This window comes from Sphingopyxis sp. BSN-002, assembly GCF_022024275.1.
Classification (GTDB): domain Bacteria; phylum Pseudomonadota; class Alphaproteobacteria; order Sphingomonadales; family Sphingomonadaceae; genus Sphingopyxis.
Window position 1 is genome coordinate 1,920,841 of the sequence record NZ_CP091804.1, and the last position, 24,684, is coordinate 1,945,524.

Here is a 24,684-nt window from a genome sequence, read left to right on the forward strand (position 1 = left end):
GACCCGCTGAAGAGAGGCGTAACCGATGCCCGCGCGAAATCCCTATTATCAGGGGCCTGTCTCCGACCATTTCGACGGAACCCGTTTCCTCAATCCCGCAGGCGAGCCCGAGACCGACCGCTCGTTCGGCGACCTGCTCCGCTGGCGGCGGAGCGCTCCCGACAATCCCTGGCCCACTTCGATCCCCGTCACGCCGGTGGTTCCCGATGCGCGCGTCGAGGGGCTGCGCGTCACGATGGTCGGCCATGCGACATTGCTGATCCAGATCGCCGGGCTCAATATCCTGACCGACCCGGTCTGGTCGGAGCGCGCGAGCCCGGTCGCCTTCGCCGGCCCGCGGCGCGTGACCGCGCCGGGCATCGCGATGGACGCGCTGCCGCCGGTCGACGCGATATTGCTGTCGCACAATCATTACGACCATCTCGACATGCCGGCGCTGAAGGCGCTGCACGCGCGGCACGATCCGCTGATCGTCACCCCGCTCGGCAACGATAAGATCATCCATCGCCGCATTCGGGCGGCGCGGGTCCGGACCGGCGACTGGGGCGATGCCGTCGAGATCGCGCCCCGAGCAAGCGCGCATATCGTCCCCGCGCTGCACTGGTCCTCGCGCGGCCCGCGCGACCGCCGCATGGCGCTGTGGGGCGGCTTCATCCTCGAGGCGGGCGGAAAGCGCGTCTATTTCGCGGGTGACACCGGCTATGGCACCGGCAATATCTTCCGCGCGATCGGTGCGCGGTTCGGCGAAGTCGACCTCGCGATCCTGCCGATCGGGGCCTATGACCCGCGGTGGTTCATGGCCGCGCAGCATTGCGATCCGGAGGATGCGATCCGGATCATGCTCGACGTCGGCGCCAAGGCGGCCGTCGGGATGCACTGGGGAAGTTTCAAGCTGACCGACGAAGCCCGCACCGACCCCGAGCGGCGGCTTGCCGAGGGATTGGCGGCTCACGGTATCGACCCCGGCCGTTTCAGGGCGCTTCACCCCGCGGACGTGGCGGATTTCGACTGACGGCAATCCGGGCCCGCGCTTTGCGGCCGGATATCGGTATCGGATTGTCGGAAAAACTGGAGCGGGCGAAGGGATTCGAACCCTCGACCCCAACCTTGGCAAGGTTGTGCTCTACCCCTGAGCTACGCCCGCTCTGGCGGCTGGAAACGGGTGGCTCCCAGCGGGTGAGGCGGGCGATTAGCACCGGCTTTCGGAGTCGGCAACCCCTGTTTGCGATTTTCTGCGAAGGGTTGGCAATGCGCCGCCAAATCCCACATAAGCGGACAAGCATGGAATAAGGAGCATAGCCGCCGTGGCCACTCTCGGTCTGAACCCGCAGGAAAAGGAAGCCGTCGAGGCGTTCCGCCGCGACGTCGTCGACCCGTCGATGACGAAGCTCGTCATCCTCGATTTCTGGGCCGAATGGTGCGGGCCGTGCAAGCAACTCGGCCCGGTGCTCGAAAAAGTCGCCGAAGATTACGCCGACAAGGGCGTGGTGCTCGCGAAGGTCGACGTCGACACGAATCAGTTCATCGCCGCGCAGTTCCAGGTGCAGTCGATCCCGACGGTCTATGCGATCTTCCAGGGCCAGCCGGTCGCGAACCTCACCAACGCGCGTAGCGAAAGCCAGCTGAAAGCGATCCTCGACCAGCTGCTCGCGCAGCTGCCGGTCGAGAGCGAGGCGAGTGCGCGCGCGATCGAGATCGCGCCGCTGATCGAGATGGGCGAAAGCGTGCTCGCCGAAGGCGACGGCGAACGCGCGGTCGGCATCTTTGCCCAGATCGCCGAAATGGCGCCCGACAACGCCGCCGCGCATGCCGGATTGGTCCGCGCGCTGGTGCTCGCAGGGGATGTCGAGGCGGCGCAGGCCGCGCTCGACGCCGTACCCGCCGACATCGCCGGCGATCCCGCGATCGCCCAAGCTAAGAGTGCGCTGGCACTTGCTGCCGATGCCCCGGACCTCAGCGAACTGGCAGGCTATGAAGCGGCCGTCGTGGGGAACCCCGAGGATCATCAGGCGCGGTTCGACCTGGCCGCGGCGCAAATCGGCGCCGGCCAACGCGATGCCGCCGCCGACAATCTGCTCCATATCGTCGCTGCCGACCGCGAATGGAACGATGGCGCAGCGCGCGCAAAGCTGCTCTCGCTCTTCGAAGCCGTCGGCCTCGAAGACCCTTGGGTCGCGATGCAGCGCCGCCGTCTGTCGCTGATCCTGTTCGGCTGATGGGCGAAGCCGCGCCTTTGACTATCCAGCGGATCGCGATCTTTCCGCTGCCCGGCGCGGTGCTGTTTCCGGGGCTGCACCTGCCGCTCCATATCTTCGAGCCCCGCTATAAGGCGATGGTGCAGGAGGTGCTCGCGCGCGACCGCCAGATCGGGATGATCCAGCCGCGGCTGATACCTGGCGAAGAGAATCGCGAGCCGCCGGCGCTGTACGACATCGGCTGCGTCGGCCGCATCGTCGATGTTGAAGCGCTCGACGAGGGCCGGTTCAACCTTGTCCTCGAAGGCGTCGCGCGCTTTCGCGTCCGCCGCGAACTCGACGTCACGACGCCGTTCCGGCAGGTCGAGGCCGAGATCGAGGTCGAGGCGGAAGACGACGCCATATTGTCGAGCATCGAACGCGCGAGCCTCGAGCGCGAGGCCAAGCGTTTCGCGGCACGGCAGGGCTATGTCGTCGACTGGGATTCAGTAGGCCAGCTCGATGATGCGACGCTGGTCAACGGCATCGCACAGGTCGCACCTTTCGACGCGGCAGCGAAGCAGGCCCTGCTCGAAGCGACGCCGATCGACGCCCGCGCCGAACTCGTCGTCCAGATGATGCAATTCTTCGGCCGCTTCGACGGCGACGACGGACGCGCAACGCTCCAGTAATCAGTGCAGTTTGGCGCCGGCAATGCGCGCGATATCGCCAAACGCACGGCGGACCACATGACGATCTGCCTCTCCCAGCCGTTCGATCAGCGCGTCTGTGTGCATAAGCTGGCGCCGTACGAGCGCGCCTTCGCCCTCTACTTTCGCATCTACCCGGTCGGGCGCCGCCGAACCGCGCGGGGTGCGGAGCAGCGCCGACCGGCGGCGCGAGGTCCAGTCGGCGACCAGCTGGTCGGCAACAAGCTCCGCGAGGCTGTCCGATGCCCCCTGCTCGGTCGCGGTCTCGGCGTCGGGATCGGCGAGCCATTCGTCGATGCCGTCTTCGGCGAGCGCTTCGAAGGACAGGATCGCCTGCACCTGCCGGCGCCCGGCGCAGCGCTGGTCGCCGTGGAGGCGGAGCCGCAGCGCCTGCAGCTCGGCGCGGATCTGCCAGTTCACATAGGTCGTGAAACGCGCGCGTGCAGGATCGTAGCGTTCAGCGGCGCGATGGAGTGCGATCCAGCATGCCTGCGCAGCATCCTCGGCGACGTCGACAAGTCCGTAGGCGCGGGTGAAGTGGCGGATGCGCGAGCCGGCGAGCGCCGCGAGCCGCGCGAAGGCGCTATCGACGTTGGCGCGGGCGCGAGCTCCCGGCGCCCCCTCCAACATGGTGCGTGCCTTGATCAATTCGATGACGGCCGCTTCGAGAGCATCGCTCTTCGCTGACATGATCGTTCCCCTCATGCCGGGCCGGAATGCCCGCAGGGAGGAGAGTATTTCGCGCGTGGTTAGCGGCAGCATGCGCGCCGCCTAGGTGGAACTACCTAGATCTCGGCGCCCGCAAGGAGCCGTGGCAGGTCGCCAGCCTCCCCACGCGCCTCGTCCATGAAGAAACGCTTGAGCATCGGCATCCGCTGAACTGCGCCCAGCCCCGCGCGGCGGACCGCCGATGCGGTGCGGCCCGGAATTCCGAACAGGCGGGTCAGACCATCGGTCGCTAGGCTGACCATCAGGCTGTCGAGCCCGCGCCAGCGCTGGTAGCGCGCCAGCAGCGCGGCATCGCCGAGATCGAGCCCGAGCCGCGCACCTTCGACGAGCACTTCGGCGAGCGCGGCAACATCGCGCAGGCCGAGGTTGAGCCCCTGCCCCGCGATCGGATGGATGCCGTGCGCGGCGTCGCCGACAAGGACGATGCGGTCGGCGACGATCTGCGCGCTGTGATGGAAACCGAGCGGATAGGTCATCCGCGGCGCGACCAGTTCCATCGACCCGAGCAGGTCGCCGGCGCGCTTTTCGAGTTCGGCGGTGAAGCCGCGGTCGCCAAGCTTGGCGAAGCCGGGTCCGTCCTTCTCCGACACGGTCCACACGAACGCCGAGCGGTGGCGCCCCTGTGCGTCATCGACGAGCGGGAGCAGCGCGAAGGGCCCCGACGGGAAGAAGATTTCGTGCGCGACGCTGCCGTGGGGCTTGCTGTGCGCGACCGCCCCGATCATTGCGTGGTGGTGGTACGACCAGTTGGCGATGCTGAAGCCCGCCGCATCGCGCGTCGGCGAGCGGCGGCCTTCGGCGACGATCAGCAAGGGCGCCGCAAGCTTCGTTCCGTCGCCCAGCGTCAGCGTGACGCCATGCGGCCCGACGTCGCGCTCCACGACCTGCGACGGCATGAAGAGCCGGACGAGCGGCGCCTCGGCAAGCGCGGCAGCGAGCGCGAGACGCAGCTGGCGGTTCTCGATCATCGTGCCGAGCGCGCGGTCCTCGGGCGACGTCACGAAGTCGAGTTCGCCCGCCTGCCCGCCGTCGCTGACCTTGATCGCATGGATCGCGCAGCCGTGCCCGGCGAGGCGATCGGCGATACCGAGCACCTCGAACATCTGCCACGTCGCGCTGGCGATCGCCGAGGCCCGGCCGTCGAAGCCGGGCGCGATGGTCGCGACCGGATCGGCCGGATCGACGATCTGCGAGGAGAGGCCGTGGTGCGCCAGCGCCAGCGCCAGCGCCTGACCGACAAGGCCGCCGCCCGAAATGATGACGTCGCTGCGCAGGGTTTCGCTCATGCCGCTGCCCTAGCCCGCCGCGCGCCGGTTGGAAAGGCTGTGGGCGGCCCGCCGCCGCGTGCTTGACGGCGAGTCCACCCCATGCGCATATCGCCGTGGTTAACTCATGGGGACCGATTTCAGCATGGCCAGCCGCAAGCCCGTCGCCGCAAAGGCCGATTGGCGCACCGTTTTCCGTCAAAGCATCGCCCGCAGTCTCGTGATCGCAGCGGCGGTGGCGCTCGCGGCCTTCACGCTGTTCCTGACGCTCGCGCTGCTGACCTACGACAGCACCGATGCCGCGCTGAACACGGCGGCAGGAGGCACCGCCGCGAACTGGATGGGCGCACCGGGGGCATGGTTTGCCGACCTTGGCCTGTCGATCGGCGGCGCGCCGATCGCGCTGCTGCTGCCGTTGCTCGGTATCATGGCATGGCGCCTGTGGACCGGCGAACCGCAGCCCTATTGGGTACGCCAGCTCGCCTATAGTTTCGCCGGCATCCTGCTGGCGGGGCTCGGCGCCGAGCTGTGGGCGCCCGCAAGCGGATCGCCGCTGCCTGCGGGCTGGGGCGGGATCATCGCACTTGTCCTAGGCGGAGCGATCACGCCGTGGTTCGAACTGGCGGGAGATCCGGCATCGGCGCTGATCCGCTTCGCGACGATCCTCGTGCTGCTGGGGCTTGGCCTGTTTCTCGCGTGGCGCGCACTGCGCCTCGAAAAGGGCTGGTCACAGCGCTTCAAGCTGCCGGCCGCCGAGGGAAGCCGCATCGTTGTCGAGCCGCCCAAGCCTGCCGTCGCAAGCGACGCGACAAAGGCCCCGAACCTGATGGAACGCGTGATCCGCCCGCGTCCGCGCGCCGAGCCGAGCGATCGCGCCCCTCCCGAAATCGCCGATCCGGTCCAGCGCACCGAGCCGTCGAAACCCCGTCCGAAGCCGCAGACCGAGCTGTTCACCAATTACCAGCTGCCGTCGATCGACCTTCTTGCGCCCGCGCCCGAACGCGCCGGGGGCCAGATCGACAAGGCCGCGCTCGAGCGCAACGCGCGCCTGCTCGAATCGGTGCTCGAGGATTTCCAGGTCAAGGGCGTCGTCACCGCGGTCCGCCCCGGCCCGGTCGTCACCATGTACGAACTCGAGCCCGCACCGGGTACCAAGGCGAGCCGCGTCTCGAACCTCGCCGACGATATCGCGCGCAACATGTCGGCGCTCTCGGCGCGTATCGCGCCGATCCCCGGCCGCACAGTGATCGGCATCGAGCTGCCCAATGCCAACCGCGAGGCGGTCGTGCTGCACGAAATCATCGGCAGCGCGCTGTTCCAGGACCAGACCGGCGCGCTGCCGATCATCCTCGGCAAGAATATCAGCGGCGACGCGATGATCGCCGACCTCGCCCCGATGCCGCACCTGCTGATCGCGGGTACCACGGGTTCGGGCAAGTCGGTCGGGCTCAACGCGATGATCCTGTCGCTCCTTTATCGCCTCGGTCCCGATCAGGTGAAGATGATCATGATCGACCCGAAGATGCTGGAACTCAGCGTCTATGACGACATTCCGCACCTGCTCGCACCGGTCGTGACCGAACCCAAGAAGGCGATCCGCGCCCTCAAATGGGCGGTCGAGCAGATGGAAGACCGCTACCGGATGATGTCGTCGCTGTCGGTGCGCAATCTTGCCTCTTACAACGACAAGGTCCGCGGCGCGCTCGCCAAGGGCAAGTCGCTCGGCCGCCGCGTCCAGACCGGCTACGATCCCGACACCGGCCAGCCGGTCTATGAGGAAGAGACGCTCGACTACGCGCCGCTGCCGCAGATCGTCGTCGTCGTCGACGAGCTGGCCGACCTGATGATGACCGCGGGCAAGGAGGTCGAGTTCCTGATCCAGCGGCTCGCGCAAAAGGCGCGTGCGGCGGGCATCCACCTGATCCTCGCGACGCAGCGCCCGTCGGTCGACGTCATCACCGGCGTCATCAAGGCGAACCTGCCGACGCGCATCAGCTTCAACGTCACCAGCAAGATCGACAGCCGGACGATCCTCGGCGAAGCGGGTGCCGAACAGCTGCTCGGCAAGGGCGACATGCTGTATGTGCCGGGCGGCAAGCAGATCACGCGCATCCACGGTCCGTTCGTCTCGGACGATGAGGTCCGCGCTGTCGCCGATCACTGGAAGGGCCAGGGTCGCCCCGACTATATCGAGAGCGTTACCGAGGATCCCGAGGACGGCGGCTTTGCGATGGAAGGCGCGCCCGCGGGCGGCGACAGCGCCGAGGATCGCATGTACGCCAAGGCCTGCCAGATCGTCGTCGAAAGCCAGAAGGCATCGACCAGCTGGCTGCAGCGCCAGCTTCGTATCGGCTATAACAGCGCCGCGCGCCTGATCGAGCGAATGGAGGAGGAAGGCCTTGTCAGTCCGCCGAACCATGTCGGCCGCCGCGATGTGCTCACCGACCAGTACGGCCAGCAGCGGTAAGGAACCAATGCCGCGCTCATGACTTGAACAGCGTCTAAAGGCCGGGTTCAGGGCGCGTTCAATGCGTATCTTCCATGCCCGGCCGACCATTTGCAGAATAGAGAGCCAGATGATCCTTCAGACCAAGCTGACCCGTCTTGCCGCCTTCACGCTCGTTCCCGCGCTCGCCGCGGGTATCGCGATCGGCGCGCCCGCGATCGCGCAGTCGGCGAACGCACTGTCCTCGGTGCAGTCGCACCTGAAAGCGACAAGCTCGATGACCGCCGATTTCGTCCAGACCGACCGCAACGGCCAGCGCCTGTCGGGCAAGCTGACGCTCAAGCGCCCCGGCAAGATCCGTTTCCAGTATCAGAAGGACGTTCCGCTGCTGATCGTCGGCGACGGCAGCCGTCTGACGATGATCGACTATCAGGTGAAGCAGGTGCAGAGCTGGCCGGTGAAGAACTCGCCGCTCGGCGCGCTGCTCGACCCCGACCGCGACCTGACGAAATATGCGAAGGTGATCCCGACCGGCAGCAACGACGTGCTGAGTGTCGAGGTCAAGGATCCGAAGCGACCCGAATATGGCACCATCACGATGGTGTTCATCCGCGACGGCGGCGCGCCGGCCGGGCTGCGCCTGCGCGGCTGGGTGGCGCTCGATTCGCAGAACAACCGCACGCGCATCGACCTCAGCAACCAGAAGTTCAACGTCGCGGTCGCCGATTCCGCGTTCAAATGGACCGATCCGCGGCCGCGCCAGCGCAAGTGAAGCCGCGGCTTCGACGAACGGCCCGCTCCGGCCGACGAACGGCACGGTTAACGGCTTTGTTCAGCTTGGCGACAGGGAAGAAGGCCTATTTCAACTCTTGAGGACGCCAACACGGCCCCGGCATTGGGTTTCCCCCTGTTGCCCCATCCGGACTGCCCGGTGTCTTCATTCAAGAGCGTGACGAACGCTGACCTTGAACCCCCGTTCCACCGCCCCTGGAACGGGGGTTTATGTTTGTGCGCAAGATTTCTTGCGGCAAAGTTGCGCGCCCTTCCCTGCGCCGATAGAGCCGAATCGCATGACCAACACCAGCATCGCCTCGTGGAACATCAATAGCGTTCGCGCGCGCATCGGCATCGTCGAGAAATTCCTGCGCGAGGAAGCCCCCGATGTTCTTTGCCTGCAGGAGACGAAAGTCGAATGCGGCCTGTTCCCGAAGGGGATGTTCGAACAGCTCGGCTACACCCACATCGTGACCAACGGCCAGCGCATGCACCATGGCGTCGCGATCATCAGCAAGATCCCGCTGGCCGACGCGCGCAAATATGACTGGCAGGCGAATGGCGAGGCGCGCCACGTCGGCGTGACCCTGCCCTCGGGCGTGCGGCTCGACAATGTCTACATCCCCGCGGGCGGCGATATTCCCGACCGCGACCTCAATCCCAAATTCGGGCAAAAACTCGACTTTTTCGGCCGCATGACCGAATGGTCGAGCGCGCTCGTCGACACGCCGACGATCCTGACCGGCGACTTCAACGTCGCCCCGCTCGCAAGCGACGTCTGGAACCACAAGGCGCTGCTCGACGTCGTCAGCCACACCCCGATCGAGGTCGAAACCCTCGCACGATTGCAGGCGGCATCGAACTGGGTCGATCTCGGTCGCCACTTCGTCGAGGCTCCAACCCCGCTGTTCACCTGGTGGAGCTATCGCGCGAAGGACTGGGAAGCCTCGAACCGCGGTCGCCGCCTCGATCATATGTGGGTTACCCCCGACCTGATGGCGAAGGCGGTGTCGCACCGCGTCGTCCAGCCGGCGCGGAGCTGGGAACGGCCGTCGGATCATATTCCGCTGATCACCGAGTTCGCGCTTTGAGCGCCACCGGGGCCCGCAGGGCCGCGCGCGCGATCGACGCGCTGCGCCGCGGCTGGCCGTTCCGCGTGATCGGCGCCGATGGTGCACTCGACCTGCTGGCCGTCGAAAGCGCACGTGACGAAGCGCTGGCCGAATTCGGCAGCGCCGATGTTCTGTTGTCGGGCGAGCGCGCGGTAACGCTGAAGCTCACCAACCAGCGGATTGCGGCGACCCCGGGTCCGGTGCGGCTGTCGGGCGCCGCAAGCAGCGTAGCGGCGGCGCTCGCGATCGCCGATCCGTCGCTCGATCTCGCCAATCCGCTGAAGGGGCCGTTCCGCACGATCGCGACCGGCGGTGAAAGCGCTGCGATGACGGCGATGACAATGGCGCGCCATGCCGGACTGCTTCCCGCCTTCTTCGTCCGCGAAGCCGCGGGCGATGCCGAGACCGCGTGCAGCGTCGACGATGTCGCGGCGCTGCTCGATCCCGCCCGCCTCCAGGTCGCGGCACGCGCGCGTCTGCCGGTTGAGGCGAGCGAGAGCGCCGAAATCGTCGCTTTCCGCTCGCCCGAGGAAGCATCGGATCATGTCGCGCTCGTCATCGGCAAGCGCGACGGCAATCCGCCGGTGGTGCGATTGCACAGCGAATGCCTGACCGGCGACGTGCTCGGCAGCCTGAAATGCGATTGCGGGCCGCAGCTCCACGCGGCGCTTCATGCGATGGCCGACGCACCGTGGGGCGTGCTGCTCTATCTGCGGCAGGAAGGACGCGGGATCGGCCTCGTCAACAAGCTGCGCGCCTATGCGCTGCAGGATCAGGGTTATGACACGGTCGACGCGAATCTGCGGCTCGGCTTTCCCGTCGAGGCACGCGATTTTGCGATCGCGGGGCGGATGCTCGAACTGCTGAACATCCCGCGAATCCGGCTGATGACGAACAATCCGGAGAAGGTCGCGCGGCTGGAGAAGGAGGGCGTCGAGGTCGTCGAGCGCATTCCGCTCGCGCTGCCGACGAACAAATATAACGAGCAGTATCTCGCGACGAAGCGCGACCGGACGGGACACCAGCTCTGAAGGGAAAAGGCGCCGGACAACGCCGGCGCCTTCATCAAATCAATGCACGAAGCGCGCGACGACGTCGCGATAGCTGCGGCTGACCTTCACCTGCGCGCCCGAACCCAGCACGAGGAAGCATTCGCCGTTGGTGTGCGGCTTGACCTGCTTGACCTGCGACAGGTTCACGATCGTCGAGCGATGGACGCGCTGGAAATTGCGCGGATCGAGCCGCTTTTCCAGATCCTTCATCGTCTCGCGCAGGATCAGGCTGTTGTCGGCGGTATAGATGCACATATAGTCGCCGGCGGCGTCGATGCGCTCGATGCTGTCGACGTCGACACGGAAAATCTGGCCGCGATCCTTGATGTTGATCATCTTCTCGTAGCGATCGGCAGCGTGCGCGTCGGGCTGAACCTCGGCGTCATAATCCTCGACGGCTTCGGGGGCGACCTCGGCAAGCACGGTCTTGAGGCGCTCGACTTCGGCGGCACCGCGCTTTTCGGCGAGGCGCTGGCGGACGCGATCGAGCGCGTCGGCGAGCCGTTCGGGCTCGACCGGCTTCACCAGATAATCGACCGCCTGCGCCTCGAACGCGCGGATCGCGTGATCGGAATAGGCGGTGACGAAGACGACGAGCGGCGGTTCGACCTCCATCAGACCCTGGATCACCGAAAAGCCGTCGAAACCCGGCATCTGGATGTCAAGAAATACGAGGTCGGGCTTGTGCGTCTTGATCTTGCGAATGGCCTCGCGGCCGTTCTGGGCAGTGTCGACGATTTCGACATCCGGATGCGCTTCGAGCCGCAGTTGCAGGCCCTGGGTCGCCAATTTTTCATCATCCACCAGGATGGTTCTGATCGTCATGTGCGTTCGGTTCCAATCGTCATATGCCCATCGGGCTGGAACGGAAATTCGATCACGACCGTGAACCCGCCCTCAGCGCCCGTCTGGACGTCGAACCTGTGCTGGTCGCCAAAAGCCTGCGCCAGCCGGTCCCTGATGTTGGCTAAACCCACACCGGTCGATTCCGTTGCAAAGCCCGTGGTGGGGTCGGTGGTTTCGCCTGACAATCCCGATCCGGTATCCGACACGGTGATCCGCACGTTTTGACCGGCCAGCTGAGCCGAAATCGTGATATCGGCGCCCTCTTCCTGCGGCGTCACCGCATATTTGATGGCGTTTTCGATCAGCGGCTGGAGCAGGAGCGACGGCAGACGCGCGCGTGCGACCGCCGGATCGATCGCGAAATGCGGCCGCAGCCGGTCCTCGAAGCGCATTTTTTCGATATCGAGATAGAGCTTCAGCGTCTCGATCTCCTGCGCCAGCGTCACCTGCGCCGTGGGCTCGTTGGCGAGCGTGTAGCGGAGGAAGGCCGAGAGGCGCGAGAGCATCGCATTCGCCGGCTCGGACTGTTTGAGCAGCACCAGCGTCGAAATGCTGTTGAGCGTGTTGAAGAGAAAATGCGGATTGAGCTGGTAGCGCAGCATCGCAAGCTGGGCCGATGCCGCCTGCGCTTCGAGGCGCAGCATGCGGTCGTTCTGTTCCTCGAGCTGGAGGAAATAGTTGATCGCGAAATAGAGCGCCGACCACGCGCCGAGCGATGTTGCGTCGATATAGACCGCGCCGAGCAGCAGGCTGGTAAAGCCCGCCTCGCTCGCCGGGTTCTGGATCTGCGCGACCCATGCGTCGATGAAGGCCCACAGCGCCGTCGCGAGACCCGCGAGGCCGAAGCTGACGCCCCACATCAGGAGCGGGCGGCGGTTGATGAGCGCGCGATAGCAGACCGACAGCACCAGCGTCAGCGAGAAGCCGGTAATCGCCGAAATCGTCTGCGGGATCAGGAAGGTGAAGGGCTGACCGTTGGCAAGACCCGACACGCCGCGGAGTCCGAGCCAGGCAGCCCAGCCCAGAAGCTGCAGGTTCCAGAAGGCCCGTACCTTGTTTCCGAAGAAGGGTTCGGGCGAGGAAAATCCGAAAATCGGCATGGTGTCGGAGCGCTTACCGGCGGTCAGCGCGAATGCGCCCGAAGCCAAGGATCATTCCGCGGCGACGGGTGCCATGCGCATCCGCGCCTGGCCGAGCGGCTGAAGTTCCGAGCGGTGCTTCCACACCAGTTCGCCATAGGTGAGCGTCCGGCCGTCGTGCGCGGTGATCGTCACCGGGCCGATCGGCTGTTCGTCGGTGGTGTCGACGAGCACGGGGGTCGACGGCACGCCTGCGCCCCATTTCTCGCCCCACTGGCGAAGCGCGATCATCGCCGGGAGCAGTTCGACACCCTTCTGGGTCAGCTCGTACCGAACCTTGCGGCGATCCTCGGCCATTACCTCACGTGCCATGATGCCATGATCGACGAGGCGCGAAAGGCGGTTCGAAAGGATATTGCGCGCGATACTGAGTTCCTGCTGGAACTCCTCGAAATGATGGACGCCGTTGAAGGCCGCACGAAGGATCATGAACGACCAGCGCTCGCCCATAGCCTCCAGCGCGAGCGGCAGCGCACAATTATCGCCGTAAATGTCGTTCAGCGGTTCGCGTAGTTTTCCCATCAAGCTGCCCTAACGTAAATTTGCCCTTCGCACAAAAAAATATGCGCCTTTGGTTGCAATTTGCAACCCGATACCCAAATTTCATTTCGCAACCCTTCAGGGTTGCCCAAAAACAGGAGGACCTCCCCATGTTCAAGCTTTCTTCGCCTGCCCTGCTGCTACCGCTGCTCGGCGCGGCGCTCGTTCCCGCAACGGCCGGGGCGGCCGACGGTTCCTATTATCGCGCCGAAATTGCAAACCCTGCCAAGACCGCCAAATTCGTAGCCCGCGACGTCATCTGGTCGTGCGACGGCGTCAATTGCGGCGCGGGCCGCGGCACCAGCCGTCCGCTGATCATCTGCGCCGGCCTTGCCCGCGAGGTGGGTGAGGTGAAGAGCTTCACCGCGAACGGCACGGCGCTTGCCGCCGAAGAGCTCGCGCGCTGCAACGGCGCGAAATAATACGGTCGGCCGGACGGGCGGCGCTCTCCCCTCTCCCTGCCTCCTGACGGCCGACCGCACGGGGCCGCCCGCTTGCCTTTACGGCCAGGCGTGGCGGCCCTTCTGATTCAGGCGGTCAGGCGATTGCGCGCAACGACGAGCGACCAGCGCGCAAGCTGCGGCAGGTGCGCAAGGACGTAACCCGGCGACGCACGAAACGCGCGCCCGACAAGGTCGGTACGCCAGCTCAGCCGGCTTTTGAACGCAAGGTCCAGCAATATTTCGCCCCGCTCGCCCGCCGGCAGCGTCGCGGGCATTGCGCGTTCGACGATCGTCGCCGTCAGCGCCTGGATTCGTGCGGCGCGCTGGTTCGTCAGGCTGCCGCCATGCTTGCGATAGCGATAGAGATCCTCGTGCAGCTCGACGAAGCGGAAACGCTGCGCGGCGCGGAGCCAGAAGTCATAGTCCTCCACCCCGAAGAGGCCAGTGTCATAGCCGCCCAGCGCCTCGGTGACGCCCGCCCGATAAAGGAAGCAGGCGCCGACATTGTTGCCATGAAGCAGTCGCTCGACCGGGCCGACGCGCGTGCAGCCCAATTCCGTCCCGTCCTCGTCGATCAGCATGAAGTCGGCAAAAGCGATATCGGCATCGGGATGCGCGTCGAGCGTTGCAACAAGTCGGGCCAGCATCGGCGCGCGAAGCAGATTGTCGTCGGAGGTCCAGCTATGCAGCGCGCCCCGCGCCGCCGCAAAACCCCGGTTGAGCGCCGCTGGCAGGCCGACATTCGTCCCGAGCGTGATCAGCCGTACGCGCGGATCGCGCGCCGCGGCTTCGGCCATGATCGTCGGCGAGGCATCCTGCGAGGCGTCGTCGACGAGGATCAGCTCGAAATCGCGGAAATCCTGGGTCAGAACCGAATCGATAGCATCGACCAGCCAGCGCGCACCATTATGCACGGGCATGATCATCGACACGCGCGGTATGCCGGTCGAATCGAGAATATCGGTCCCCATCGGCCCCGTCCTACCCGCCGTGTACGAAGCTTCCAACGGGCTTTACCAATGTTGCTAACGTCTTGGCGAAAGTGAAAGCAAATTTCGCATTGCAATTGCCCTCGCATGAACGACATTGAGGGGGATGCTCAGGCAATATGAACTTGTCGAGCGCGTACGCGCTTATGATCCCGACGTCGACGAGGCGTTGCTCAACCGTGCCTATGTCTTCACCGTGCAGAAGCACGGGAGCCAGAAGCGCGCCTCTGGCGACCCGTATTTCAGCCATCCCGTCGAGGTCGCAGGCATTTTGACCGACCTCCACCTCGACAGCGAGACGATCGTCACCGCGTTGCTTCACGATACGTTGGAGGACACGCTGACGACGCCCGAGGAGATCGAGCGGTTGTTCGGCAGCGATGTCGGCCGGCTGGTCGACGGGGTGACCAAGCTCAGCAAGATCGAGGCGCAGACCGAGAATGAGCGCGCTGCAGAAAATCTGCGCAAGTTCCTGCTCGCGATGTCCGACGACATCCGCGTGCTGCTGGTCAAGCTCGCCGACCGGCTGCACAACATGCGGACGCTGCATTTCATCAAGAACCCGGACAAGCGCCGCCGCATCGCCAAGGAGACGATGGACATCTATGCCCCGCTCGCTGAGCGGATCGGCATGTATGAATATATGCGCGAGATGCAGCTGCTCGCGTTCAGCGAACTCGAGCCGGAGGCCTATGCCACGATCACGGGCCGCCTCGCCAAGCTTACGGCGGGCGGCAAGGACAAGGTCGCCGCGATCAGCCGGGAGTTCAAGGAACTGCTGGCGAAGAACGGAATCGAGGCCGAGGTGTCGGGGCGCGAAAAGCATCCCTATTCGATCTGGCGCAAGATGCAGGAACGCCATGTCAGCTTCGAACAGGTGACCGACATCATCGCCTTCCGCATCATCACCCCGACCGATGCCGATTGCTATGCGGCGCTGGGCATCCTCCACCGCAAGTGGAAAATGGTCCCCGGCCGTTTCAAGGACTATATCTCGACTCCGAAGCGCAACGGCTACAAGTCGCTGCACACGACGATCATGCATCAGCAGAATATGCGGATCGAGATCCAGATCCGCAGCCTCGGCATGCACCAGCAGTCCGAGTTCGGCCTCGCCGCGCATTGGGCGTACAAGCAGGGCGGCGCGGTCCCCGACGGGCAGGCGGGATGGATCCGCGACCTGCTCGAAATCCTCGAGCAGACGCACGATCCCGACGAGTTCCTCGAAAACACGCGTATCGCGATGTACCAGGACCGCATCTTCGCCTTCACGCCGAAGGGCAGTCTGCACCAGTTGCCAAAGGGGGCGACCCCGGTCGATTTCGCCTATGCCGTGCACACCAAGCTTGGCGACTGCACCGTCGGCGCCAAGGTCAACGGGCGGCTCGTCCCGCTGCGCACCCAGCTCGCGAACGGCGACACGGTCGAGATCCTGTCGTCGGACAAACAGACGCCGCAGCCGGCGTGGCTCGGCTTTGCGGTCACGGGCAAGGCGCGTGCGGCGATCCGCCGCCATGTGCGGTCGAAGGAAAAGGTCGAGCTCGCCGCCCTGGGACGCAAGATGTACGACGAGATCGTCGCACGGCTTCCGAACAAGGTCGGAGACAAGGCGCGCGCCGCGGCGCTGACGCGACTGAAGCTGGAGGACGACAGCGCGCTCTACGTCGGGATCGCCAAGCGGCGCTTCACCGACAATGCCGTGCTCGAAGCGCTCGTCCCCGGCATCACGGCCGAAATGAAGACCAAGCCCGGCAAGCTGGCGCAGGGCGCCGCGGTCTCGATCGCGGGGCTGACCCCCGGCGTCGCCTATCAGCTCGCCGATTGCTGCCACCCGGTGCCCGGCGACCGCATCGTCGGCCTCGCACGGCCGGGCGAAGGCATCGAGGTGCATGTCATCGACTGCCCCAGCCTCGCCGACGGGATCGATGCCGACTGGATCGATCTCCGCTGGCAGGAAGACAGCGAGGGCGGCAATGCGCGGCTGTGCGTGGTGATCCTGAACGAGCCGGGCACGCTGGCGGAGATGTCGGGGATCCTCGCGGCGAATTCGGCGAACATCACCAATCTGCGCCTGTCGAACCGCGAGGGCGGATTTCACACCTATGACGTCGTCGTCGAGGTGCGCGACGTCCAGCATGTGATGCGGATCCTGTCGGCGCTGCGCGCGTCGGACAATGTGGTGCAGGCCGAACGGCTCTAATTCGCGTAGAGCAAGGGCGGCCGCCACGCCGACTGATCGACCTCGTCGCGGACCTTGTACACCTGTCCCTTGCTGTTCAGGAACAGCTTCTCCATTTCGGGCCGCGTGAACGGGCGCGAGCCGAGGCGGCCGAAAACCGCGATCTGGCCGCCGCTCTCGTCGACCGCGCGGTCGCGATCGAGCCCCTTCGACAACGCGAGCGCCGGCGAAGGCGTCTTCGCCCACGCGATCAGTTCGGGGGTCGGCTTCGGCGAGAAGCCGTAGAGACCCGGATTGTCGGGGCTGGTGAGCTGGAGCACCTTGATGCCGTTCCGGCCGTCGGCGACATAGGCAAAGAGCGAGGCGTTGGTCGACCCGACGATGACATCCTCGGCATCGCTCAGCTTTCCGTCGAAGGTCAATCCCGGCCAGACGACGGGCGCCGCGGGTCGCGTCACGTCGACGATGACGAGCCCGTCACCCTTCGCCGCGACATACATATAGGTGCGCGCGATATAGATTTTCCGGGCATTGGCGAGCCGGACGGTGCCCCCGGGAACCGGGACCGGCTGCGCCATGTTGGTGATGTCGAACAGGCTGACACCTTCGGCATTGGTCACCCACAGATAGCGGAACTGCACGGCGCTGGCGCGCGCGTCGCTGAGCGGAAGCTGCGCCGTGACCTTGGGTTCGAGCGGCGCCGACAGATCGACGACGACAAGCCCTGAGTCGGTCGCGATATAGGCATAATTGCCCGCAAGCGTCACATGCCGCGCACCCGCGAGCACATTGTCGGGGTTCCAGGTCAGCGCGCGGGTCAGCTTGTTGTTGCGGAATTCACCGTCGGCCATCGTGTCGATGTCGACAAGGATCAGGCCCTCGACGCTGTCGGTGATGACGGCGTAGCGATAGAGCGGGTGGAAGGCCTGTTCCTGATTTTCGGGGAAGTCCTTCACGATATGGTCGTTGCGCGAGATGCTGATCGGCTGGTTCGTACCGATCGCCATGCAGGTCGCGTTCGTGGTTTTCACATGCGTGTCGTGACCCATCGGCGAGAAGGGCGCGCGGACGATCCGTTCGGAGAAGCCCTTGTTGCCGATCGACGCGACGTCATAGACGCGGAAGCCGCCCTTGCCTTCGGCGACGAACATATATTCGCCGCGCTGCTGCAGGCAGTTCACCCGGCCGCTCGTCCCCTGGACGATGTTGTGGAATTCCTCGAGCGCATATTTTTCGCCGGAGATTTTCTTGTCGAAGACCTTGCCGCGTACCCAGTTCTTGAGTTCGCGCCCGTTCTTGTTGACGTGCATGTCCCAATAATCGGGATAGGCATATTTCTGCAGATAGCTGCCGATCACCGCCTGCGGCTCGTCCCATTCGGTGACGCGCGTCGCCTGGAAGCTGTCTTCCTGTCCCGACCAGACGTTGAGCCCGACGAAATTCACGAAATTCGTGCCCATCAACGTCAACTGCGACATGATCGCGTTGTTGTCGTCGGCTTCGGACAGGTGGCAGTCGGTACACTGTTTGGTTTCCTGGCGGCGCACCGTGTGCGGGAAATGCGGCGCAAACGCCTGGCTCGAGAAGCCCGCCGACGAGATTGGCGGCTGCTGCACATAGATGCGTTCGCGGTTAAGGTTCGTCGACGACAGCACGAGGGCGGACGTAGATCGCACCGGTGTGATGATTCCGCGCACTTCGCCGTTCGGGCCGGGCTCGCCGGGCTTCGTCGTCATGTGCCGTCCGAGCTGGAACATCTCGTCGCGCGCCACCTGCGGGTTGTAGGTCGCGAAATTACGCGTCTCCTCACCCTCGAAGTGGTGCATCTTGGTCTTCCAGTTCGCCTCGATCGGCAAGTGGCAGCCGCCGCAACTCGTCGTCCATGAAAGGTGACAGGTAAAGCAGGTCATCTTGTCCTCGCCGTGTGCGCGGTCTTCCTTCGCGACGCCGGGACCCCATTCGAATTTGCCGTCGTCGGCGCCCGACCGCGACATGAGCTTCGCACGTGCCGCCTTCGCATTGAAGTGCGGCCCCGGGGTGACCGCCTGCTTGACGAGGCTGACCTGCCATTCGAGCTTCGGATCGACGATCGAACGCTGGATCAGGCCCGTCACCTCGCCATCGTCATTATACTGGAATTCGAAGCGGCGGCGGCCGTCTGAATTGCGGAGCAGCGCCAGATTGGTACCCTGCGGCCGCGCCGCGACATTCGAGGTAAGCAGGTTCGGCAGCGCGTCGGCGGTGCCGTGGCAGTCCTTGCACCCGATCTCGACGGCGTTCGCGACCTCGCCCTGGATATAGCCGTTGCCATGCGCGTCCTGCGCGAAGTGGCAATCGGCGCATTGCATCCCCTTTTCGGCGTGGATGTCCATCATATGGACTGCCTTGCCGGGGTTGATGCCGGGCGGAACGAACTTGCCCTCGACCCCCGGCTTGCCCGGATCGGCGCTGCTCAGGCACAGGTCGCGTTCCTTGGGATCATTGTAGTAGCCGCAGCTCTTGCGCCACTTCTCGGGATCCTTGGGATCGATGATATGCGCCTTGTCGGTGCCATAGGTCGACATATTGCCCTCGGCATCGAGCAGATTGCCGTTGCGATCGCGCTTGAAGATGCCGCGGAAGTTCCAGCCGTGACCATGATAGTCGGCGAACTGGGTGTCCTGGTTCGAATCATTGACGTCATAGACGTCGCGCAGGAATTCGACGTCGGACCACAGGCCGCGCGCCGACGCCCCCTCGGGATTGCGCTCGAGGGTCTTATGGACCTCGGCAGCGGTCGGATAATGCTGCTGCTTGTATTTCTTCTGATATTCCTCGTCGCTCATCCCCGGCGGGCGCGGCGCGGTGTTGTTCGGCCCCGGCCACATCTGCGGCGCGTCGGATTCATAATCCCACATCGTGTAGCCGAGGTAGGAGTTCAGGAAGATGTTCGGCTGGTGCATGTGGCACGACATGCACTGCGATGTGGGAATCGCGCGCGTGAAGGCGTGGCCGATCGGGTGGCCCGACTCCAGGCGTTCCTTTTTGGGCTTCGCCTGCGGCCCTGCGGCCGCATCGGCCGGGTTGACGAGCGCGCCATGCTGGTCGGGATCGGGAGCGTGCTTTGCGCCGTCGCCATGATCCGATCCGCCGCCGCCGTGACTATCGCCGCCATGACCGTCGTCGTCGGGCTTCCATTTGCGGCCCCTGATCGTCGGGTCGACCGTCGCGGTCTCACCGTCGCGGCCGTACTGCGCATAGATAAGACTGTGCCGCGGTTCGCGATCGTTGGCGTAGATCACGTGGCAGCCAGCGCAGCCCGAATGACGATAGTCGCCCGGCTGGTCGTTGGTGCCCATGAACCATGACAAGGGATCATTGAGGCGGGTCTTGTGGATGTTGAGCACCGGGATCGAAACGCGCAGGCCCGTACCGGGACCGCGGTTCGACTGTTTGAGGTCGGGGCGGCCCGGCTCTTCGAGACGCTGGATGCTGCCGGTCGGGTTCGGCAGGCCGATTTCGGCGAACTGGGTGTTGATATTGCGCCCGCCGCGTTCGAAGACGCGGAAGATATCGCCCGGAGGGAGCACGCTCCAGCGCGGCAGCGGATACATGCGCGCCAGCGCACCGCGTTTCTTTTCTTCCGGTTTCAGGATCTTCTCGGAATCGAAGCTCGGCTTGCACGCCTCGGCATATTCTTCCTTTGTCAGCCGCGACGAGGGCGAGAGGATGCACGCCGGCTTGCCGTCGCGCGTATAGGCCTCACCGAAGACGTAATTCTTATAGGGCACGATGCCGTTGTTATACGCCGCGCCGCCCCAGAGCATCGCACCGGTCGACATCATCGAGCGCTCGGTCGCCTCGATCACCTCCAGATGGCAGGATCCGCATGCCTCGCGCGCGACGCGATAGTCGCTGGGATTCACGAAACGGATGAATTCGGGCGATTCCTTGTTGAGCAGGGTGTAGCTGCGTTTCGGGTTCGCCGGGCTCCCGCCCCATGCACCGGGTAGCGTCGGCTGCGGGTGCGCGACCTTTTTCGCGGCCAGATTATAGGGGCTTTCATAGCCGAGTTCGGGCTTGCCGAACGCTGCAGGCGAGGTCGAATCGCCACCGTGACAGTCGGTGCAACCGAGCCGGACCGCCGGGGTCGCGTGCATCGTCGGCATGTCGGTACGGACGTGGCAGCTGTAACAGCCGGCCGATTTCTCGGCCATCTGCGCCTCGGTCTGTTCCTTCGGCGCCGGTGGCGTGAAGCGATAGACGACCTTGACCGGCTTTTCCTCTTCGGACGCGCGAACGCCCTGCGCGCCGAACGCCAGCAGCATCGCGGCAAAAGCAAGAAGGGCAAAGAGTTTGCGCGCCATCGTCTAGAAACTCACGATCACATTGGCGAGGACGGACAGGTAGGCCTTGTTGCCCTGCTTGTTGTCGAACAGATCCTTGAACCCCTTGCCCGGCACGAGGACCGCGGCGCTCAGGCGGCCGACGATATTCTGCGTCGCCTTCGGACGATAGATGCCGGCAACCGACAGGTCGAACCCGATATCCTTGGGAATCGACCCCTCGACGCGCAGCGTTTGCAGCACCTTCGTGTTGTCGAACCACAAATGGTTGAGGTTCGTGCTGATGCGCATTTCGGGCGACAGGTCGAAATCGGCGCCGGCGCCGATAAAGACGGTGCCGGGGTTGTTGAAATTCGACTGCCCCTCTTCCTTCGACGAGCGCAGCGAGTTCAATATGCCGTTGCGGCCGCTGATCGAAATGACACGGCCGCCGCCCGCGAACGGGATCGTCTGCCGGATCCAGTAGCTGGTGTCCGCGCCGCCGAAGATCGGGTTCTCGAAGATCGCGTCGAACCCGCCCTCGACATTGTTGTACGGATCGCGGTCGCCGCTGGCATAGAGCCCCGACAGGCGGAAACGCATCCAGTCATGGTCGTAGCTGAGCTCGGCCGCGGCGAAGCCCGCGCGGATCTTCGCCGGCTTGCTGGTGAAGAAGCTGTTCCGGTCCTGGCCCAGCGCGGCATAGAAGCTGGCAGTGACGTTGATCCGCCCGATGCGGCCGTCGGCGCTGTAACCCAGATAGGCGACGTCATATTCGCGGCCGCGCAGATCGCCGAGCAGCGCCGGTCGCACCGGGAAGCCGTTGTGGTCGATCTGCACGTCGTTCTTTTCGCGGTTCATGTTGTAGGTCACGCTGACCTGGCTGGTCAGCCCGACGAACGGGAAATCCTGGCGATAGAGGTTCGCGGTGAAGATGAAATCGTCGCGCGGCGTCTGGGTGATGTCGTTGAGGCCGCTGTTGGTATCCTTTTCCAGCCGCCAGAATGCCGCGACATTATACTGGAAGCGGTTGTTGTCGCGGTTGCCGAACAGGCGGACGCCGAGCTGGCTGTCGTTGAACAGGAAGCCACGGAAATCGCTCTGGAACGGCTGGATGCCGATACGGATCGAGTGGAAGTCGTAGCGGTCGCTGTCGTTGCCGAGATGCTTGTCGACGAACAGCTCCTGCACGCCCAGAAAGCTGTCGTAGCGATGGCTTTTCTTCGACGGCCGCACATCGAGGACGCGCCGTTCGGGCACGTCGACATAATTGGCCTGCCATGCGAGCGTCACGCGATATTCGACATCGGGCGGCTTGAACGCGGTCGAACCCTTGATCAGCGCCGCGCCCGCGATGATGGTCTGCGCGAGCACGAAGCTGCGATCCTTGCCGAAGACGTCGAGGCTGCCGGGGCGCTCGGTCGTCTGGACGCCGACCGGGATCGGAAAGGTGCGCGGCTCGAACACCGTGTCGGACACGGCGTTGGCGACGAAGAACCAGTCGTCGCCCTTGATCGGCAGCCATTTGACCTTTTCGGGATCGATCGGCCGGTCGCCCTTCAGCGTATTCTGGTGATAGGGGTCGAACCAGCGTTCCTTGACCACGCCCAGCGTCTCGATCAGGCGCCAGCGGTCGGGAATGGGCAGCTGATCCTCGATCCCCGGGAAAGCTTGCGGAGGAGGCGGACGCAGGGCGCCGACGTTATCCTGCGTCAGCGCGTCGGGCAGATCGGGCGTATAGCCCGGCCGCCGACGGCCTTCGATGATCTGGGTGACGAGATCGTCCTGGATCATCTCCTGCCAGTCGACCGGCGGGGGTGGCGGAGTCAGTTCCTCGGCGGGCTGGTCCGCGGAAGCGGGAGCACCTGCAGCCGCGGCGCCATTCTCGTCGACCGCCGGCGGATCGGCGGCGGGCGGGGGCGGCGGCACTTCGGCCGCGGGCGCCCCTTGCGCCGCAAGCGTCGCGATGACCGGCCAAAGGCTGACCTCGACACTCATCCGTTACAGCCCGTCGCAGACATTTTGCTGCGCCGTGTCGAGGAAGGGCGCAAAGGGACAGCCGATATAGCGCAGGCGCACATTGGCGCCGTCGGGCAGCCGCACCACGACCTGGTCGGAGCGCATCGCCGCGGGGGCGTTGCCGATCCCCCCGACCCGTGCGCCGCCGTTGTGGGTGCCGAGGAAACTGATCATGTCATCCTGGTCGATACCGTCACCCGACACGCCGATCGCGCCGACGAGCGTGTTTCCGCGATAGATGGGCACCGAACCGGGGAAAATCTGGATGCCGTTCTGCAACCTGTTCTGGCCCGGAACGACGTCGGGCAGCGTCGTGCAGCGTGCGGGCGTGTCAGCGTTCGCATTCTGCAGAAAGCCGACATGCTGACCGAGATTGCCGATGATCAGCGCCGACTGGAGACCGGTCGAGAAGGGGTTGAACTGCGCGATCGGCCGCGAGAAGGGACCGTTCGGGCGGCCGACCTCACCGTCGGGGAAATAGGGACGCGACAGGTTCCCATTGGCACGATCCGGGAAGGCGATCGTGCCGGTAAGCGCAGCGGGATTGTTCAGGAAGGTCCGCACCGCGGTGACGAACTGGCGGATGTCGGCACTGGCATTCGCACTGAGTTCTGCGCCGGCGTTGGGATTGGAAAAGAAAGCGGCGGTGCGCGCCTTCTGCAGACTGACGTCCGAGCCGAAGATCGGCGCATCGGGCGAGCGGACCATGCCGAGCGGGCTGCCGAAGGTATCGACGACGCTGATCGTCACCTGCGCGCGGCTGTCGAGCGGCTTGCGGATCTGCGCGCGCGCGCGGCTCATGATCGTGAAGGCCTCTTCAAGCACCGCGCGCACTTCGGCGGCCGAAAGCGGCGTCGCGACCGCCGCGCCGTCGGTGCCGGCACGGATCGGATAGCGGTTGGCGCCGCTGCCATTGGTAAAAACGAACGCGTCGCGGTTCGAGAATTCGGCAGCGGTCGACGGACGAATGCCCGAGGCTTCGGTGCCATAGGCGATGCCGGCGGTCACGACGGCACTGGAATAGCCCGGCACCGCGACGAGATTGCCTGCCGTGCCGTTCAGGCTGGCGAAGCTGGCGCCGCCGCCCGACATCACGCCCGCGAAGGTCGCGTCGGAGAAACGCAGCGTCGTGCCGTCGACGCTGATCTTGTCGGCGGTGATTGCCGCCGGTGCCTCGAACCCGCGCGTACCGGCGAGCGCGATAAACTCCTCGGCGTCATTCTCGACATCGAGGATATTGGTGTCGAGGCCATAGACCCCGTCGCCCATCACCCCGATGCCGCCGACGAGGACGCCATTCTTGTAAAGCGGCAGTCCGCCCGCGTCCGCGGCAAGGCCGAGCGGCGAACGTTTCGGACCGATCAGCGCTGCATTGCCCGCGGCGCCGAAGCGCGACGAGAAATCGCTGCACGGCAGCTGGCTGAATTGCACGCCGAACAGCGGCCCGCTTTCGAGGCCGACGGTGGTCGGCGCGGGCGGGAAATGTTCCTGGATGATCTGGCTGGCGGTACGGGTGGAAAAGGCGTTGCCGCCGCTCGACAGATACGCGCCGGTGATCGCCTTCGCGATCGCGCCCCCCTCCGCCATGAAGGTGACGTTCTGCGCATCCATGCTCATCCCGTTCGGAGCCGCCGCAGTCGTCGCGGTCGCGCGCGCGCCATTCATGCGGAAGACGGCGAGGACATTGCCGACGCGGTCCGTCACCGCAATCACCGAAGGCAGGCTGCGCGACTGCGCTTCCGAGATCGCGTTTGCGACGATCGTCTGCACCTCGGTCACGGTCAGCGCTTCGGCGGCGGGCGGGGTGAAAAGTCCGCCTGTCGGGGTCGGCGTGGGAGTCGGGGTCGGTGTGGGGGTGGGCGTCGGAGTCCCGCCGCCTCCGCCACCGCCGCACGATGCAAGCAAGAGTGAACCGATTGCGGCAAAAGCCGCCGAGCGGAAGAGATGAGTCCTGTTTCGCATG

Annotated in this window: 18 protein-coding genes and 1 tRNA gene; 9 read left to right on the plus strand and 10 right to left on the minus strand. The window is 65.2% G+C overall.

All coding sequences use genetic code 11. The features are described 5' to 3' along the window. Positions 1–25 precede the first annotated feature (25 nt). Complete coding sequence (locus tag L7H23_RS09455; protein ID WP_237835639.1) at positions 26–1,012, plus strand: MBL fold metallo-hydrolase; 987 nt, start codon at positions 26–28, stop codon at positions 1,010–1,012. Positions 1,013–1,069: 57 nt separating this feature from the next. Here the strand turns inward: L7H23_RS09455 and L7H23_RS09460 are convergent. Continuing rightward, a tRNA-Gly gene (locus L7H23_RS09460) sits at positions 1,070–1,144 on the minus strand. Positions 1,145–1,304: 160 nt separating this feature from the next. On the opposite strand from L7H23_RS09460, the gene L7H23_RS09465 reads away from it, so the two are divergent. Together L7H23_RS09465 and L7H23_RS09470 are read left to right on the plus strand one after the other, a co-directional pair. Then, positions 1,305–2,216, plus strand: a complete 912-nt coding sequence (locus L7H23_RS09465; RefSeq protein ID WP_237835640.1) for a tetratricopeptide repeat protein — start codon at positions 1,305–1,307, stop codon at positions 2,214–2,216. Continuing rightward, positions 2,216–2,866, plus strand: a complete 651-nt coding sequence (locus tag L7H23_RS09470) for an LON peptidase substrate-binding domain-containing protein (protein ID WP_237835641.1) — start codon at positions 2,216–2,218, stop codon at positions 2,864–2,866. Before L7H23_RS09465 ends, L7H23_RS09470 begins: the two co-directional genes overlap by 1 nt. Here L7H23_RS09470 and L7H23_RS09475 read toward each other — a convergent pair whose 3' ends face one another. Both L7H23_RS09475 and L7H23_RS09480 read right to left on the minus strand, forming a co-directional pair. Next, positions 2,867–3,574 (minus strand): sigma factor, encoded by a 708-nt coding sequence (locus L7H23_RS09475; RefSeq protein WP_237835642.1) that lies wholly within the window; start codon positions 3,572–3,574, stop codon positions 2,867–2,869. A gap of 95 nt (positions 3,575–3,669) precedes the next feature. Beyond that, complete coding sequence (locus L7H23_RS09480) at positions 3,670–4,899, minus strand: FAD-dependent monooxygenase (protein ID WP_237835643.1); 1,230 nt, start codon at positions 4,897–4,899, stop codon at positions 3,670–3,672. Between the two features lie 106 nt (positions 4,900–5,005). On the opposite strand from L7H23_RS09480, the gene L7H23_RS09485 reads away from it, so the two are divergent. From L7H23_RS09485 to ribA, 4 genes are all read left to right on the plus strand, one after another. Next, entirely contained in the window at positions 5,006–7,345 is a 2,340-nt protein-coding gene (locus L7H23_RS09485) for a DNA translocase FtsK 4TM domain-containing protein (RefSeq protein ID WP_237835644.1), read from the plus strand. A gap of 109 nt (positions 7,346–7,454) precedes the next feature. After that, on the plus strand, positions 7,455–8,096 hold the full coding sequence (locus L7H23_RS09490) for an outer membrane lipoprotein carrier protein LolA (RefSeq protein WP_237835645.1): 642 nt from the start codon (positions 7,455–7,457) through the stop codon (positions 8,094–8,096). A gap of 298 nt (positions 8,097–8,394) precedes the next feature. Further along, on the plus strand, positions 8,395–9,189 hold the full coding sequence (locus tag L7H23_RS09495; protein WP_237835646.1) for an exodeoxyribonuclease III: 795 nt from the start codon (positions 8,395–8,397) through the stop codon (positions 9,187–9,189). Further along, positions 9,186–10,241: a GTP cyclohydrolase II gene (ribA, locus tag L7H23_RS09500; RefSeq protein WP_237835647.1), complete on the plus strand. Its 1,056-nt coding sequence runs from the start codon at positions 9,186–9,188 to the stop codon at positions 10,239–10,241. Before L7H23_RS09495 ends, ribA begins: the two co-directional genes overlap by 4 nt. Before the next feature lie 39 nt (positions 10,242–10,280). Here ribA and L7H23_RS09505 read toward each other — a convergent pair whose 3' ends face one another. From L7H23_RS09505 to L7H23_RS09515, 3 genes are read right to left on the minus strand one after another with little or no spacing between them, the layout of a single operon-like run. Continuing rightward, positions 10,281–11,087: a LytTR family DNA-binding domain-containing protein gene (locus L7H23_RS09505; RefSeq protein ID WP_237835648.1), complete on the minus strand. Its 807-nt coding sequence runs from the start codon at positions 11,085–11,087 to the stop codon at positions 10,281–10,283. Continuing rightward, positions 11,084–12,208 carry a histidine kinase gene (locus tag L7H23_RS09510; RefSeq protein WP_237839206.1) on the minus strand — a complete coding sequence of 375 codons (1,125 nt, stop codon included), beginning with the start codon at positions 12,206–12,208 and terminating at the stop codon, positions 11,084–11,086. The genes L7H23_RS09505 and L7H23_RS09510 overlap by 4 nt, the downstream gene beginning before the upstream one ends. A gap of 51 nt (positions 12,209–12,259) precedes the next feature. Then, positions 12,260–12,769 (minus strand): helix-turn-helix domain-containing protein, encoded by a 510-nt coding sequence (locus tag L7H23_RS09515; protein ID WP_237835649.1) that lies wholly within the window; start codon positions 12,767–12,769, stop codon positions 12,260–12,262. A 128-nt stretch (positions 12,770–12,897) separates the two neighbouring features. Here L7H23_RS09515 and L7H23_RS09520 point away from each other — a divergent pair, with 128 nt between their 5' ends. Then, positions 12,898–13,209 (plus strand): hypothetical protein, encoded by a 312-nt coding sequence (locus tag L7H23_RS09520; protein ID WP_237835650.1) that lies wholly within the window; start codon positions 12,898–12,900, stop codon positions 13,207–13,209. A 107-nt stretch (positions 13,210–13,316) separates the two neighbouring features. Here L7H23_RS09520 and L7H23_RS09525 read toward each other — a convergent pair whose 3' ends face one another. Further along, the gene (locus tag L7H23_RS09525) at positions 13,317–14,201 is read right to left on the minus strand and encodes a glycosyltransferase (RefSeq protein WP_237835651.1); all 885 of its coding nucleotides are present in this window, start codon (positions 14,199–14,201) and stop codon (positions 13,317–13,319) included. Between the two features lie 124 nt (positions 14,202–14,325). Between L7H23_RS09525 and L7H23_RS09530 the strand changes: the two genes are divergently transcribed. Further along, on the plus strand, positions 14,326–16,419 hold the full coding sequence (locus L7H23_RS09530; protein WP_237835652.1) for a bifunctional (p)ppGpp synthetase/guanosine-3',5'-bis(diphosphate) 3'-pyrophosphohydrolase: 2,094 nt from the start codon (positions 14,326–14,328) through the stop codon (positions 16,417–16,419). Here L7H23_RS09530 and L7H23_RS09535 read toward each other — a convergent pair. Genes L7H23_RS09535 through L7H23_RS09545 form a run of 3 tightly spaced genes read right to left on the minus strand, consistent with a single transcriptional unit; the run spans position 16,416 to position 24,683 of the window. Beyond that, entirely contained in the window at positions 16,416–20,744 is a 4,329-nt protein-coding gene (locus L7H23_RS09535; protein ID WP_237835653.1) for a hypothetical protein, read from the minus strand. The two genes, L7H23_RS09530 and L7H23_RS09535, sit on opposite strands and share 4 nt — an antisense overlap. A 3-nt stretch (positions 20,745–20,747) precedes the next feature. After that, positions 20,748–22,700: a hypothetical protein gene (locus L7H23_RS09540; protein ID WP_237835654.1), complete on the minus strand. Its 1,953-nt coding sequence runs from the start codon at positions 22,698–22,700 to the stop codon at positions 20,748–20,750. A gap of 3 nt (positions 22,701–22,703) precedes the next feature. Beyond that, positions 22,704–24,683, minus strand: a complete 1,980-nt coding sequence (locus L7H23_RS09545; RefSeq protein WP_237835655.1) for a heme-binding protein — start codon at positions 24,681–24,683, stop codon at positions 22,704–22,706. Between the last annotated feature and the right edge of the window lies 1 nt (position 24,684).